At 66.8% G+C, this 14,013-nt stretch carries 15 protein-coding genes, 1 tRNA gene, 1 pseudogene and 1 riboswitch; of the genes and pseudogenes, 9 read left to right on the forward strand and 8 right to left on the reverse strand.

The genetic code is table 11. The annotated features are described in order from the left end of the window. A pseudogene (glyA, locus tag BFF94_RS18710) lies at positions 1-426 on the reverse strand (serine hydroxymethyltransferase); the annotation flags it as partial. Between the two features lie 137 nt (positions 427-563). Further along, positions 564-664, reverse strand: a riboswitch (ZMP/ZTP riboswitch). Positions 665-844: 180 nt separating this feature from the next. On the opposite strand from glyA, the gene BFF94_RS18715 reads away from it, so the two are divergent. From BFF94_RS18715 to BFF94_RS18755, 9 genes are all read left to right on the forward strand, one after another. Beyond that, positions 845-1,591, forward strand: a complete 747-nt coding sequence (locus BFF94_RS18715; protein ID WP_128850536.1) for an SDR family NAD(P)-dependent oxidoreductase — start codon at positions 845-847, stop codon at positions 1,589-1,591. Between the two features lie 99 nt (positions 1,592-1,690). After that, on the forward strand, positions 1,691-2,176 hold the full coding sequence (gene ybgC / locus BFF94_RS18720) for a tol-pal system-associated acyl-CoA thioesterase (protein WP_128850533.1): 486 nt from the start codon (positions 1,691-1,693) through the stop codon (positions 2,174-2,176). A 144-nt stretch (positions 2,177-2,320) separates the two neighbouring features. After that, positions 2,321-2,998, forward strand: coding sequence for a protein TolQ (gene tolQ / locus BFF94_RS18725; RefSeq protein ID WP_006484959.1), 678 nt, complete (start codon positions 2,321-2,323; stop codon positions 2,996-2,998). Positions 2,999-3,008: 10 nt separating this feature from the next. Further along, positions 3,009-3,458 (forward strand): protein TolR, encoded by a 450-nt coding sequence (gene tolR / locus BFF94_RS18730; RefSeq protein WP_128850531.1) that lies wholly within the window; start codon positions 3,009-3,011, stop codon positions 3,456-3,458. Continuing rightward, complete coding sequence (gene tolA / locus BFF94_RS18735; RefSeq protein ID WP_219139652.1) at positions 3,455-4,495, forward strand: cell envelope integrity protein TolA; 1,041 nt, start codon at positions 3,455-3,457, stop codon at positions 4,493-4,495. Before tolR ends, tolA begins: the two co-directional genes overlap by 4 nt. A 108-nt stretch (positions 4,496-4,603) precedes the next feature. After that, complete coding sequence (gene tolB, locus BFF94_RS18740) at positions 4,604-5,899, forward strand: Tol-Pal system beta propeller repeat protein TolB (protein WP_128850529.1); 1,296 nt, start codon at positions 4,604-4,606, stop codon at positions 5,897-5,899. 17 nt (positions 5,900-5,916) lie between these two features. Beyond that, complete coding sequence (pal, locus tag BFF94_RS18745) at positions 5,917-6,429, forward strand: peptidoglycan-associated lipoprotein Pal (protein WP_128850526.1); 513 nt, start codon at positions 5,917-5,919, stop codon at positions 6,427-6,429. A gap of 19 nt (positions 6,430-6,448) precedes the next feature. Then, positions 6,449-7,198 (forward strand): tol-pal system protein YbgF, encoded by a 750-nt coding sequence (ybgF, locus tag BFF94_RS18750; protein WP_128850523.1) that lies wholly within the window; start codon positions 6,449-6,451, stop codon positions 7,196-7,198. Positions 7,199-7,371: 173 nt separating this feature from the next. Further along, positions 7,372-7,448: transfer RNA gene (locus BFF94_RS18755), tRNA-Lys, on the forward strand. A gap of 356 nt (positions 7,449-7,804) precedes the next feature. On the opposite strand, the gene BFF94_RS18760 is transcribed toward BFF94_RS18755, so the two are convergent. From BFF94_RS18760 to yiaA, 7 genes are all read right to left on the reverse strand, one after another. Next, positions 7,805-8,752, reverse strand: coding sequence for a fatty acid desaturase family protein (locus BFF94_RS18760; RefSeq protein ID WP_128850521.1), 948 nt, complete (start codon positions 8,750-8,752; stop codon positions 7,805-7,807). After that, a complete protein-coding gene (locus BFF94_RS18765; protein ID WP_128850519.1) occupies positions 8,749-9,366 on the reverse strand; it encodes a phosphatase PAP2 family protein in 618 nt (205 codons plus the stop codon). Before BFF94_RS18765 ends, BFF94_RS18760 begins: the two co-directional genes overlap by 4 nt. Beyond that, positions 9,363-10,520, reverse strand: coding sequence for a glycosyltransferase family protein (locus tag BFF94_RS18770; RefSeq protein ID WP_128850516.1), 1,158 nt, complete (start codon positions 10,518-10,520; stop codon positions 9,363-9,365). The genes BFF94_RS18765 and BFF94_RS18770 overlap by 4 nt, the downstream gene beginning before the upstream one ends. Further along, positions 10,517-11,266: a hypothetical protein gene (locus BFF94_RS18775; protein ID WP_128850514.1), complete on the reverse strand. Its 750-nt coding sequence runs from the start codon at positions 11,264-11,266 to the stop codon at positions 10,517-10,519. The genes BFF94_RS18770 and BFF94_RS18775 overlap by 4 nt, the downstream gene beginning before the upstream one ends. After that, complete coding sequence (locus BFF94_RS18780; RefSeq protein ID WP_128850511.1) at positions 11,263-12,279, reverse strand: hypothetical protein; 1,017 nt, start codon at positions 12,277-12,279, stop codon at positions 11,263-11,265. The genes BFF94_RS18775 and BFF94_RS18780 overlap by 4 nt, the downstream gene beginning before the upstream one ends. A gap of 61 nt (positions 12,280-12,340) precedes the next feature. Further along, on the reverse strand, positions 12,341-13,405 hold the full coding sequence (locus BFF94_RS18785; protein ID WP_128850509.1) for a glycosyltransferase family 2 protein: 1,065 nt from the start codon (positions 13,403-13,405) through the stop codon (positions 12,341-12,343). 139 nt (positions 13,406-13,544) lie between these two features. Beyond that, entirely contained in the window at positions 13,545-13,988 is a 444-nt protein-coding gene (yiaA, locus tag BFF94_RS18790; RefSeq protein ID WP_128850506.1) for an inner membrane protein YiaA, read from the reverse strand. Between the last annotated feature and the right edge of the window lie 25 nt (positions 13,989-14,013).

Raw genomic sequence — 14,013 nt, forward strand, 5'->3', positions numbered from 1 at the left:
GTTGAACCACTTGCCCGACATGTTCACGGGCGAGCCGTGCGTCAGGTGGCCGCCGTGCGCGAGGCTCATGCCCATGATCGTGTCGCCCGGCTTGAGCATCGCGAAGAACACGCCCTGGTTCGCCTGCGAACCCGAGTTCGGCTGCACGTTCGCGGCTTCCGCGCCGAACAGCTGCTTCACGCGGTCGATCGCCAGCTGCTCGACCACGTCCACATACTCGCAACCGCCGTAGTAGCGCTTGCCCGGATATCCTTCCGCGTACTTGTTCGTGAGCTGCGAACCCTGTGCGGCCATCACGGCCGGGCTCGTGTAGTTTTCCGACGCGATCAGCTCGATGTGATCTTCCTGGCGGCGGTTTTCCTGCTCGATCGCTGCAAAGATTTCGGGATCGACGTTCGCGATGGTGCTTTGGGCTCTGTCAAACATACGGTTTCCGTTAAGTGTGTACAGGTTGACCGGAGCGGCCGAGTACGGTGCGCTGCTGGCGGGACCAGCTCGACGTGGCGGAAGAATCCGTATGACGCGAGGCAGGACAGCCACCGGCGATGCACGCGACGGCGCACAACGGCTGCCCAGGCGAACGGCAAAAACGGCGCCCCGCGCTTCACGGTGGGATGCTCCACCTTGAACCCGAAGGGTTCTATCGCCAGTCACGCAGGGGTGATGAGCGCGTTAGTGTATTGGATGCGTCATGAATAGGCAACCGAACGGCCGTGTGCCGGAAGCAATTGGGGCCAGACTCTACGCGCCCGTGCGGAAACGCTTTGCCGCCTTGCCGCGGTGCGGCAATCTCAGTAGGCTTGCGGGATACCACCCGCTATTTTGTCATCGACCAGGAGCAGCAATGATCGTGTTCGTCACAGGCGCGTCCGCCGGCTTCGGCGCCGCCATCGCCCGAACCTTCGTCAACGGGGGCCACCGCGTCGTCGCGACCGCGCGCCGCAAGGATCGTCTCGACGCGCTCGCCGCCGAACTCGGCGACGCCCTTCTGCCGTTCGAGCTCGACGTACGCGACCGCGCGGCCGTCGAGGCCGTGCCGGCCGCCCTTCCCGCCGAGTTCGCTGCGCTCGACGTGCTCGTCAACAACGCCGGCCTCGCGCTCGGCGTCGAGCCGGCCCACAAGGCCAGCCTCGACGAATGGCGGACGATGATCGACACGAACTGCGCAGGCCTCGTCACGGTCACGCATGCGCTGCTGCCCGGCATGGTCGAGCGCGGTCGCGGCCATATCTTCAATCTCGGCTCGGTCGCGGGTTCGTACCCTTATGCAGGCGGAAACGTCTACGGCGCGACCAAGGCCTTTGTCAGACAATTCAGCCTGAACCTGCGTGCCGACCTGCTCGGTACGCCGCTACGCGTCACCGACATCGAGCCGGGCCTGTGCGGCGGCACCGAGTTCTCGAACGTCCGCTATCGCGGCGACGATGCGAAAGCGGCGAACGTCTACACCAATGTCCAGCCGCTGATGCCCGAAGATATCGCCGACACGATCTACTGGATCGCGACGCGCCCGGCGTATGTCAACGTCAACACGATCGAGCTGATGCCGATCGCGCAAGCGCCCGGCGGCCCGACCGTCCACCGCGGCTGAAGCCCCGCGGGCACGGCCCCCGGCCGGCCCGCGGTGTACTACGACGTACTACATTCCGTTACGAATCGGTTACGAATCCGGCCTCTGCCTTCCGGTAGAATGCGCGCCATGACCCAGCCTACCCGCTCCCCGGAAGCGCTGTCCGGCTTTACCTGGCCGGTGCGCGTGTACTACGAGGATACCGATGCAGGCGGCATCGTCTTCTATGCCAACTACCTGAAGTTCTTCGAACGCGCCCGCACCGAGTGGCTGCGCGCATGCGGCGTCGACCAGCGTCGGCTCGCCGACGATACGGGCGCGATCTTCATCGTCCGCAGCACGTCGCTCGACTACCGCGCGCCGGCGCGACTCGACGACACGCTGGCGATCACGAGTCGGCCCGGGCGCATCGGCCGCGCATCGGTGGAATTCACGCAGGAAGTCTGGTGCGGAGACACGCTGCTCGTGGCCGGACACATCCGCCTCGGCTGCGTCGACCGTACCGGCATCCGGCCCGCGGCCATCCCGCCAGCGGTGCTCGACGCGCTGCACCGCGGGCCCGTCATCGACGCCGGGCAGACTGTATTGTCAACGAAGCTCGCATGAGCGCCGTTTAGACAAAGCCTATGAACTTGCCGTTCTGATTCGATACTAAGCAAGGTTCGGCGTCGGGCATGGCCGGCGCGCCGCGCCACACGCACACCGGACGCCTTCGTCGGGCACCCCCGAAGGGACGTTACTCAAACCTCTATGAACACTTCTCAAGACCTGTCGATCATTTCCCTCGTCCTCAACGCGAGCGTGCTGGCCCAGGCCGTGATGGGACTGCTGCTGCTGCTGTCGCTGATGTCGTGGACCTTCATCTTCCGCAAGTGGTTCGCGATCCGCCGCGCGCGCGCGCAGACCGAACGCTTCGAGAAGGATTTCTGGTCGGGCGGCGACCTGCAGGCGCTGTACCAGAGCGCGGCCAACAACCGCCACACGATCGGCGCGCTCGAGCGGATCTTCGAATCGGGGATGCGCGAATTCCTGAAGGCGAAGGAAAAGCGCCTCAGCGATCCGGGCCTCGTGCTCGACGGTGCGCGCCGCGCGATGCGTGCGTCGTTCCAGCGTGAAATGGACGTGCTCGAAGCGAACCTCGCGTTCCTCGCATCGGTCGGCTCGGTCAGCCCGTACATCGGCCTGTTCGGCACGGTCTGGGGGATCATGAACTCGTTCCGCGGCCTCGCGAACGTGCAGCAGGCCACGCTCGCGAACGTCGCACCGGGCATCGCCGAGGCGCTCGTCGCCACCGCGATCGGCCTGTTCGCCGCGATTCCGGCGGTGGTCGCGTACAACCGCTACGCGCACGACATCGACCGCCTCGCGATCCGTTTCGAGACCTTCATCGAAGAGTTCTCGAACATCCTGCAGCGTCAGGCCCAGTAAGGAGCGCGCCATGGCAGGAAGCCCCATCCGATCCAGCATGCGCGGCGGCCGCTCGCGCCGTGCAATGGCCGACATCAACGTCGTGCCGTACATCGACGTGATGCTGGTGCTGCTCGTGATCTTCATGGTCACCGCACCGCTCGTCGCCCCGTCGATCATCAACCTGCCGACCGTCGGCAATGCCGCGCCGCAGGAGCAGACACCGCCCGTCGTCGTCAACATCAAGGCCGACCGCACGATGAGCGTCAAGTACAAGGGCGACTCGGGCGCGACCCGGGAAGACACGATGACGAAGGCCGAGCTCGACGGCTTCATCTCGGGCCGGCAGGCCGATCATCCGGATCAGCCGGTCGTGATCGCAGCCGACAAGACCGTGCAGTACGATGCTGTGATGACCGTGATGTCCGATCTGAAGGCGCGCGGCGTCAAGCGCGTCGGCCTCCTCGTCAAATCGCAATGACCCGGCAGCAATCCACGCGCAGCAACGCCTACCCGCCTCGGCCGCCCCGCGAGCGCGGCACCTGGCGCGCATTCGCGCTCGCCGCGCTGATGCACGTGCTGCTCGCGCTGTTCCTCTATCACGGCGTGCAGTGGCAGAACAGCACGCCGGCCGGCGCCGAAGCCGAGCTGTGGACCGAAGTGCCCGATGTCGCCGCGCCGCGGCCCGTCGTGACGCCGCCCGCGAAGGTCGCGCCGCCCCCTCCCCCGGTGCGCGACGAGCAGGCCGACATCGCGCTGCAGCAGAAGAAGCGGCAGCAGGAAGCGGCCGCCCGTGAAGCGCTGCTCGAGCAGCAGCGCCGCGCGCAGCAACTGAAGACCCAGCAGGAAGAGGACGCCCGGCGCGCGGCGCAGCAGTCTGCCGCGCTTGCCGCGCAGAAGGCCGCCGAACGCGACAGGCAGAAGCAGGCCGACAAGCTCAAGCAACAGCAGCTCGCCGAGCAGCAGAAGCTCGAACAGCAGAAACTCCAGCAACAGAAGCAGGCGCAGCTCGAAGCGCAGCAGGCGGCGAAGGCGAAGTCCGACGCGGCCGCGAAGGCAAAGGCGGAAGCCCAGGCAAAGGCGAAGGCCGAAGCCACGGCGCGCGCAAAGGCCGATGCGGCATCGAAGGCGAAGCTCGACCGCGAGCGCAGCGCGCGTCTTGCGCAGATGCAGGGCCTGTCCGGCGCCGGCGAAGGCGGCGGTGAAGGTCTCGCGAAAAGTGGCACGGGCACGGGCTCCGGCGGCAATGCCGCGTCGCCCGGCTATGCCGACAAGGTGCGCCGCCGCGTCAAACCGAACATCGTCTGGGGCGGCGAGCGAGCAGGCCTGACCACCGTCGTCAAGATTCGGTGCACGCCGTCCGGTGACGTATTGAGCGCATCGGTCTCCCGTTCCAGCGGGAATTCGGGGTGGGATCAAGCCGTGGTCAATGCGATCCACGCATCGGTCCCGTTGCCGCCCGATTCTAACGGTCGTACCCCGTCTGACATTACGATTACCTTCAAGGCGTCGGAGTGAAAGGAAATACGCTTACACTCCGGGCGTCGCTGTCAAACGGGAACGAATCGGGTATTTTTACTGTCTCTGCGGTTGCGCAGCGATCCAAGTCATACGGGAAGCAGAAGCATGAGTTTGATGACAAAACTAGGTTTCAGGGCACTCGTGGCCTCGTGTCTGATTACGGCGGGCAGCGCCGCTAACGCCCAGGTCAACGTGCTGATCACCGGTGTCGGGTCGACCCAGTTCCCCATCGCGACCGCGAATTTCGCGAATGAGGCAGGCCTGCCGCAGCAGGTCACGTCGATCGTCCGTGCCGACCTCGCCCGCAGCGGCAAATTCACCAACATCGACGCGGGCAGCACGCCCGTGCCCGAGACCGCATCGGTCGATCTCGGCGCATGGAAGGCCAAGGGCGCGAACGCGTTCGTCGCCGGCAGCGTGAACCGCGAGGCGAACGGCCAGTACAAGGTCAACTTCATCCTGTACGACACCGTGAAGCAGCAAAGCCTCGGCGGCCTGTCGCTGACGGCCACCGACACCACGCTGCGCACGGCCGGCCACAAGATCGCCGACTACATCTACCAGAAGCTGCTCGGCGTGCGCGGCGTGTTCGCCACGCGCCTGTCGTACGTGATCAAGACCGGTAACCGTTACCAGCTGCAGATCTCGGATTCGGACGGCCAGAACGCGCGCATCGCGCTGTCGAGCACCGAGCCGATCATCTCGCCGGCCTGGTCGCCGAGCGGCACGAAGGTCGCCTATGTGTCGTTCGAGCGCAAGAAGCCGATCGTCTACATCCACGACCTGCCGACCGGCCGCCGCTACATGGTCTCCGACCAGAAGGGCAACAACAGCGCACCGGCCTGGTCGCCGGACAGCAACACGCTCGCCGTCGCGCTGTCGCTGACGGGCAATACGCAAATCTATACGGTCAATGCGAACGGCGGCGGCCTGCGCCGGCTCACGCAAAGCAGCTCGATCGACACCGAGCCGTACTACTCGCCGGACGGTCGCTGGATCTACTTCACGAGCGATCGCGGCGGCGCGCCGCAAATCTACCGGATGCCCGCACAGGGTGAAAGCGCCGGTGCCGCGCAGCGCGTGACCTTCACCGGCAGCTACAACACGAGTCCGCGTGTGAGCCCGGACGGCAAGGTCCTCGCTTACATCTCCCGCACGGGTGGGGGCTTCAAGCTGTACGTTCAGGATCTGCAATCCGGCGCGGCGAACGCCATCACGAATACCAATCACGACGAATCGCCGAGCTTCGCGGCAAACGGCCAGTACCTTCTGTACGCTACCCAGTCGGGTGGTCGCAACGTTCTGGCTGCAGTGCCCACCGACGGCAGCGCGCCGCCACAGATCCTGTCCGTCCAGGGCGGCTCCGTTCGTGAGCCGTCGTGGGGGCCCTTCATGCAATGACCACAAGGAGAGTAACCATGATGTCGAATAAAGCTCGTCTGGCCCTGGCCGTGATGATGATCAGCGCGCTCGCAGCGTGCAAGTCGGGCGTCAAGCTCGACGACAAGGCGAACAACGCGGGCGCGGTCAGCACGCAACCGAGCGCCGACAACGTCGCGCAAGTGAACGTCGATCCGCTGAACGACCCGAACAGCCCGCTCGCGAAGCGCAGCATCTACTTCGACTTCGACAGCTATTCGGTGAAGGACGAGTACCAGCCGCTGATGCAGCAGCACGCTCAGTACATCAAGAGCCACCCGCAGCGCCACGTGCTGATCCAGGGCAACACCGACGAACGCGGCACGAGCGAGTACAACCTCGCGCTGGGCCAGAAGCGTGCGGAAGCCGTCCGCCGTGCGATGGCACTGCTCGGCGTGAACGACTCGCAAATGGAAGCCGTGAGCCTCGGCAAGGAAAAGCCGCAGGCCGCGGGTCACGACGAAGCTTCGTGGGCGCAGAACCGTCGCGCCGACCTCGTCTACCAACAGTAAGTAACGGAAGAATCGCCGTATGACGCACCGTGTATCCTGGCTGCGCATTGCCGCAGCATTCTGCGTCGCCGGCGCGGCGTGGTCGGCCGCGCCGGCGCACGCCGGCGTGTTCGACGACAACGAAGCGCGCCGCGCCGTGCTCGATCTGCGCAGCAAGACCGACAACCTGTCGAGCCAGCTGTCGGCCGCCCAGCGTACGATCCTCGATCAATCCGGCCGTCTCGACCAGCTGAACCAGCAGGTCGCGACGCTGCGCGGCGAGAACGAGGACCTGACGAACCGGCTGACGACGCTCGAGCGGCAGCAGAAGGAGTACTACCAGGATCTCGACACGCGGCTCAAGAAGTTCGAGCCGCAGCAGGCGACGATCGATGGTGTCGAAGGCACCGTGCAGCCGGGTGAAACGGATGCGCTCAGTGCGGCGCAGCAGCAGTTCCGCAACGGCAACTTCAAGGCGGCAGCGGCTTCGTTCCGCGCGTTCATCGCGAAGTATCCGCAGAGCCCGTACCAGCCGACCGCGCAGTACTGGCTCGGCAATGCGCAATATGCGCTGCGCGACTACCGCGGTTCGACTGCGACGTGGCAAGGGATCGTCAGCAAGTTCCCGCAGCACCCGCGCGCGGCCGACGCCCTCGTGGCGATCGGGACGAACCAGCTCGAACAAGGCCAGAAGGCGGCCGCGAAGAAGACGTTCGAGCAGGTGGTTTCGCAGTACGCCGGGTCGAACGCGGCGCAGACGGCGCAGGGCAAGCTCGAAACGATCAAATAATTATCGTGGCGGATTGTTGACAGGCTAACAATCCGTCGCTATAATTTTTTGCTCTTTGGGTCGCTAGCTCGGTTGATTGAGCAGCGGACTTTCTCCGCAAGGATGAAAGTTCACCAGGATACGCGTGGCTTTAAGCCGTCGCTTCCCGGTTCTCGAGCAGTTTTCAAGAACGTGGGGTGGTAACTCAGTTGGTTAGAGTATCTGACTTTTAATCAGAGAGTCGAGGGTTCGAGTCCCTCCCACCCTACCAACTATCTCTGATAGTGCAATCAAAGCCTCCCACGCGGAGGCTTTTTTGCGTCTGCCTCCTGCCGTGTCGAGCGCGAATTTCGACTTCCCGCATGCGGTTGAGCACGCAAGCATCCGGCTTCGTTCGCAAGCCGGGCAGTCGTATCTTGTCAGGAGCGGTCAGGACTGGCTGAACCTGCCAGCCTTGTCGGCCATCGTGTGTTCCGGTGTCGAATCGCTCGTGACGCTCGCGCCCGCCGGGGCAAACAGCGCCCTCCTCCGCTGGCACGCTATCCACCACGGCTCACGCGCGCTGAGCCTCCACGCGCGCGCCCTCGAACGTCGCCACCGCAATCGCACGATCCCCGCGCCCGCACGTCACCGCACACTCACGTCGCGCAGCACCGCGCCATATCCCGCGTACAGGTTGCCGTCAGGCAGCAACTTGCGCTGCGCGAGCTGCCGGTGCACGACCGGCAGGTTATGGAACGGCATCCGCGCGAACAGGTGATGTTCGATATGGAAATGAATCGCGTGCGGGCCGAACAGGAACGTCTGCCACGAACGCCGGACGATCGTGCGCGCGTTGCGGCTCTGGTCGACGCAAGCCGGCAGCCCCGCGTGCTCGAAGATCGCGCGCACCTGCCCGGCGAGCGGCAGCAGCGTGACGGACGGCACGATCCACAACCCGACGTACAGCAGCGGATGTCCGGCCAGCGCGAGCGCGCCGAACAGCACGCCGTTGGCGGCCAGCATCGACACGACTTCCCACGCGGCATACGCACGCGACTTCCCGACCTTCGGCAATGCATGCGCAAACTCGCCGCGTGCGAGCTTCACGACACTCATCACGTAACCGATCCCGCACGTGTACGCGAGCAGGCGGACGATCAACCGCCCGCGCGTCACCGGATAGTCGTGAACACCGAACAGCAGCGCGACGGGATCGTCCGGCTGCATCGGCGCGCGATGATGCTTCAGATGGCCCGCACGATACGTGCGAAGCGACAGCCACAGCGGGCCGGCCGCGAATAGCTGGCCCAGCACATCATTGACGCGCCGGTTCCGCGCCAGCAACCCGTGCGCGCCTTCGTGCATCATGACCGCGAGCGCAAGCTGACTGCGCGCGATCACGATCGCGGCGCACGCGTACGCGAGCGGATGCGCAAACGCGATCGCAACCGCGAACGCAGCTGCGATCATCAGCCAGTCGCCTGCCAGCGCCGCGCCGACACGCGACGCGTTCACGCGAAACAACTCGGGATCGGGCTCGAACCGCGCAAGCTCGGCGTTCGGCCCGGCACGGTGAACATCGGCATCGGTCACGCGAACCTCCTGCGCGGCGAACGCCGCTCGACCCACAGCGCACTGACCACCGCCAGCGCCACGCCGCCCAGCACGTCGGCGACCGTATGCTGCTTGAGCGTCAGCGTCGACGCACAGATCAGCAGGCCGATCGCCGCTGCCACGATCCGGCGCCGGTCCGCCAGCATCCGGCAGGCGAGACACGTCACCGCGACATGCAGGCTCGGAAAGCCGTTCGCCGCGAGATCGAGCTGCCACATGCGCGCGAGACGATGGCGCACGAAAGCATTGCCGATCTCCGCGACGTCGGGCCGCGGCACGGCTTCCGGAAACAGCAGGAAGCAGACGACACCGAACACGAACGCGATCAGCACGGCCTCCTTGAACGCGGCGAACGCGGGCGGCCGCGCATACGCGGCAAGTGCGATCACGAATGGAAAGAAACCGACATAGACGAACCACGACGCTGCGATGAACGGAACCCGCGCATCGATCGCCGTGGCCAACACGTAGCGCGGCGTGACACCGCGCTCCAGCAGAAAGAAAATCGCGAGGCCGGCTGCCATGCCGAACGTCGCGGCCAGCATCTGCCGGATATCGGGCCGGCGATCGTCACGAAGCGACAACGTGTTCATCGTGGCGCCGGCGCGTCGCATCGTGCATCCGCATCGATCGCCCGCGCATGCGGACGCAGCGCGAGGAGGCGCGACGCCCATGCATCCACACGCGCACGCGCATGCTCGCGGCCGGCGATCGTTCCTGCCGGCGTACCGGGATTACGCATCAGCTCGGTTGCGGCCTGCCCGACTTCCTGCCGGAACGCGGCCGCGTCGCCGCGCCACGTGACGACGCGGTGCACGAGTTGCAGCCGTGCCGCGCGCGCGGCGTTGCTCGCCTGCTCGGGCTGATCGGTCTGCACGAGCAGGATCGGGCGGCAATACACGCGTGCGATCGACAGCGCGGCCATACCGGGCGCCGATACGATCAGCGGCGCATGCGCGGCGCGCGTCGCCCAGTCGGCGTCGACGCCGGCCCAGCCGTCGTGCCCCGCGTAGCCCTCGCCCACGCGGTACGCGGCGAGCCCCGCGTCGCGCATGCCGGCCGACAACGCATCGGCGAGCGCGACATCGCGGAAGTGCGGATTCAGATAAACGGCCGCGGCAGCCGGTTCCGACGCCGGCAGCTCGGCGACGACCGGCACCGGCGTCGGCAGCCGGCAATGCCGGTGCGATCGCGGCGCATCGTCGGCGACGCCGTACGCAAAATCGTGCTCGATGCAGCACAGCGCCGAGTCGATCTGCCAACCGACGATCCGCGCGAAAGCACGGGCCAGCGTGCGCGGCAGCCGCGCATCGAAATTCGCGGTCAACGCGCGGCGAAGGCTGCCGCCATACACGTGAACGACGCGACGCCGCCAGCCCGGCACCGCGCCCATGAACAGCAGCGCCGGATGAAACGAGTCGTTGATCACGAGATCCGCATCGCGAACGATCGCACGCAGCCGCGCGATGTCGCGCAGCATGCGCGTCGGCCTGAACACATAATGAGCAACATTGCGATCGGTCGCATCGCGCAACATGTTCTGCCGTTCGTCGAACTGCACCGCGTAGTGCCGGGACAGCACGGGCGCGTCGATGCCGAACGCGGCCAGGAATGCCTGCCCCGCATCGGACGTCGTCAGCACGTCGACCTGCGCGCCGGCCGTGCGCAACGTATGCACGAGCAGTTGCGCGCGCATCAGGTGGCCACGCGCGTCGGCCGTCGCGAGATAGACGATCCGCGGCATCATGCGCGCGGACGAAGCGACTGGAACCAGCCGGCCGCAACCATCGCCAGCGCGCCCGTCACGCCGAATCCGGCTTCGATCGCACGGATCTCGTCCAGCAACGCGGCAAGATGCGCGACCTCGGACGGCGCAACGAGGCGGCGCAGCGTGTCCGAGCAGAGCCGGACGTGACGCGTCTCGTCGGCGAGCACGCGCGAAAGCAACGGATACAGCGGATGCGCGGCGCCGATCGTTTCGCAGTGGCGCGCGAGCACGCGCATCGCCATCTGTTCCGCGCACAGGCCTGTCGCATACGCCGGCACGAGCACGCCTTGCGCGAAATGCGCCGCATGGCGCTGCGCGAGCCGGCGCCATCGCATGATCTTTCGCCGGCTCAGCCAGTCGGGCTCGTGCGGCGCTGTCGATGGCGCGACACCGCGCATGCGCAGCGCATCGGCAAACGCGGCCGCGTGGCGGCGCTCGTCCGCGAGATGCTGCTCGATCCGCGGCGCGAGCCAGTCCGGCGGCTGTCCGGTCCAGTCCTCGTGCAACGCGCACTCGGTCGCTTCTTCACCGATCAGGTACATGCGCAGCATCCAGCGCTCGCCATGCGGGCTGCGATGAAGCTGCCGGATCGCCGCCCGCTTGATGCGGTCGACGAGATACGCGCGCACCCGCGCCATGCCGCGCGGCACAGGCGCATCGAGACAGCCGAAGCGCTCGCCGTGCGCCGCCTGCGGCGACGCGGGCAGCTCGCCTGCCGCAGTCATGCCGGCACGCCCCGTGCGGACGCGGCTTTCGTCGCGGCAGCCGCCGCGGCGGCCGGATCCCGACGCCAGCCGAGAATCAGGCCGATGAAGCTTTCCTGCATGAACGCATGCGCGGACGCGGCCGCGCCCGCGAATGCCTCCTCGCGGCCGTTCACGCGCAGATAGCCGTTGCCGTCGCGCGCGCCGAATTCGATCTGGTCGTTCTTCCTGAAGCCGCGCTCGCGCATGTCCTTCACGAGCGCGCTGCCGTCGAGGCCGAACAGGAACAGCTCGCGCTGCGCGACCCACACCGGAATGTGATTGCTCAGCGCATCGAAGCGGATCGACCACGTGCCGGACGCGAGCGCGCGCTCGACGTCGGCATCATGCGGCGCGCTCGACGTGAAGCTCGCGCGCGCGACCGGCTTCGTCAGGCCGCCGACGCCGAGCGCGATCGAGACGTCGTCCGCGGACGGCTGCTTCGGATCGGTCGCGCTCACCTTCACGAGATGTCGCGCGAGCCGCGATGCCAGCGACGGATGCGCGAACAGCGCAAGCGTTTCGTCCGGCGTGAGCACGTCGCGCTCACCGTCGCCCTCCTTCACGCGCACGCGATACGGATCGATCCGGACATCGGTGAACTTGCCGTGCACGGGCGCATGGACGTAGACGTCGCGGTCCCATTTCGCGCCGTCGCGACGCAGCAGCACGTGCACGCTCAACGGCACGCGCCGGCCGTCGCCGTCGACGCCCGTGCCCTGCAGCAGCACGTCGCCGAGCACATCCTTCGTGCGGCGCTCCGCATCGCTCGAAAAGACGATCGCGTGCGCATCGGTATCGACGCTCGCGTGAACGTCGGGCGCATCGAGCGCGACGCGATTGCAGTCCGTCGCGGCCGCGTTCGCGAACGGGCAGCCGCTTTGCGACGCGAAGTGGTAGATCCCGCGCCCCGCGTGATCGACCGGCGCGGCATGGACACCGACGCTGGCGGCAAGCAGGGCGAAGCAGGCAACACGGGTGGAGAGTGGGAGCATGGTCGTCGTCGCGATGAGGGTGTCGGAGTGTCGCGGCCGCGCTGCGATGCGCGGCGCCGGTTCAATGACGGTGATAGGACAGCGCTTCGAGATCGCACCGGGCCGATGCGCGCCCCGCGAGCCCGAAACCGCGCGCTAGCGCGCCGAGCGTATCGACGGCGGACGCGGCGATCGTGACGCCGCCGGCCGCGAGATAGCGTACGACGCCAAGCCGCGGCAACTGCTGGCGATCGAGCGCGCGCAGGCTGTAGCCGAGCCGCATCGCCATCACGCAGAACGGACCGAGCGGGCCGCTGCGGCCGAGCCACTGCCACCGGCGCGGCAGATATGCGTTCACGAGATACGGCGTCAGCCCGACGCTGTCCTCGCCGCGCATCCAGCGCAGTTTCAGCGATTCGCGATGCGTGTCGGGCAGCCGATGCTCGGTGTGCGCGTGCGGCGCGAACTCGACGGCCACGCCGGCCGCCTGCATCCGCAGCCCCATCACCTGGCAATGCGCGCGATAGACGCCATCGAGCGGCTCGTAGCGGAATTGCGCGAACACGTCGCGCCGGAACGCGACGTTGTTCGCGTAGAAATTGCGCGTCGCGCCGTCGCGCAGCGGGCTCGGGAAATACATGAAATCGATCGACGTCAGCGCGATGCCGAGCAGGTTCGGCGCATAGCTGGTCCGCCCCGCCACCGCGACGGGCGCATCGCCCGCGTCGCGCGCGAACGGCGCGAGCAGGTGCTCGAGCCAGTCGTCGGCCGGCCGGCAATCGGCATCGCCGAACACGACGATGTCGCAGCGAGCCGCGTCGACGCGATCGAATCCGTCGTTCTTCGCATCGTAGTAGCCGGTGCTCGCGCCGATCTCGACGAAGTCGATCGGGCGGCCGGCCAGCGCGGCGATCTGCGCGCACGCATCGGCAGGCAGGCCGTCGTGCGTGATGATCCATTGCGCGAGTGCCGCCGGCGGCACGGTCTGCGCCGACAGCGCCGACACGAGGCGCTTCAGGCTGTCGACGGCCTGCGCGAGGCCGGCACCGCCGCGCAGGTTGTTGGTCTCCAGCACGAGCGCGGCCTTCGCCGCCACGGAACGGGCAGCCGCACGCGTGCGCCGCGCGGTTTCATTGAGATCTGGCATCCGGAATATCTCCATCGTCATGCGCCACGGCATGGATGAAACGAATGGGCGAGGAGCCCGCGCCGCACCGGCGAATGCGGGTGGCCCACGACCGTCGTCGCGAAACGGGCAGCCCCGTGGGCGCCCGCTTCGCGTGCCGTTACTCCTGAACGGACGGCGCGGAATCGGTGTCGGTAAAGCGCGTCTTCGCGCCCTGCAGGTCGCGCGTGTTCTTCTGCACGGCTACCGCGCCGAACAGCGCGAGCACGAACGACATCGCGTAGAAGCCCTTCTCGCTCAGTTGCAGCGTCGCGTTGACGAGGCCGACGATCAGCAGTGCGATCGACAGCAGCAGCGCGATCCAGCTGAGGCCGTAGTAGATGCCGGTGACGGGAATGCCTTCCGCGCGGTCGCGGACGCTTTTCTGCAGCGAGATCGCCGCATAGAGGCCGAACACCAGCACGGTGAAGTAGTAGCCCTTCTCGTTGAGCTGCATGCCGGCGTTCCAGAGCCCGATTAGGAATGCCGCGAAACCGGCGAGCAGCGCGGCCCACGATGCGGCCACGAACGCGAACGACGGTTGCTGGATGGTGGTCTGGTTCATTGCTTTGCCCTCTCTTTCTTGTTGT

The sequence above is a fragment of the Burkholderia catarinensis genome, from assembly GCF_001883705.2.
Taxonomy (GTDB): domain Bacteria; phylum Pseudomonadota; class Gammaproteobacteria; order Burkholderiales; family Burkholderiaceae; genus Burkholderia; species Burkholderia catarinensis.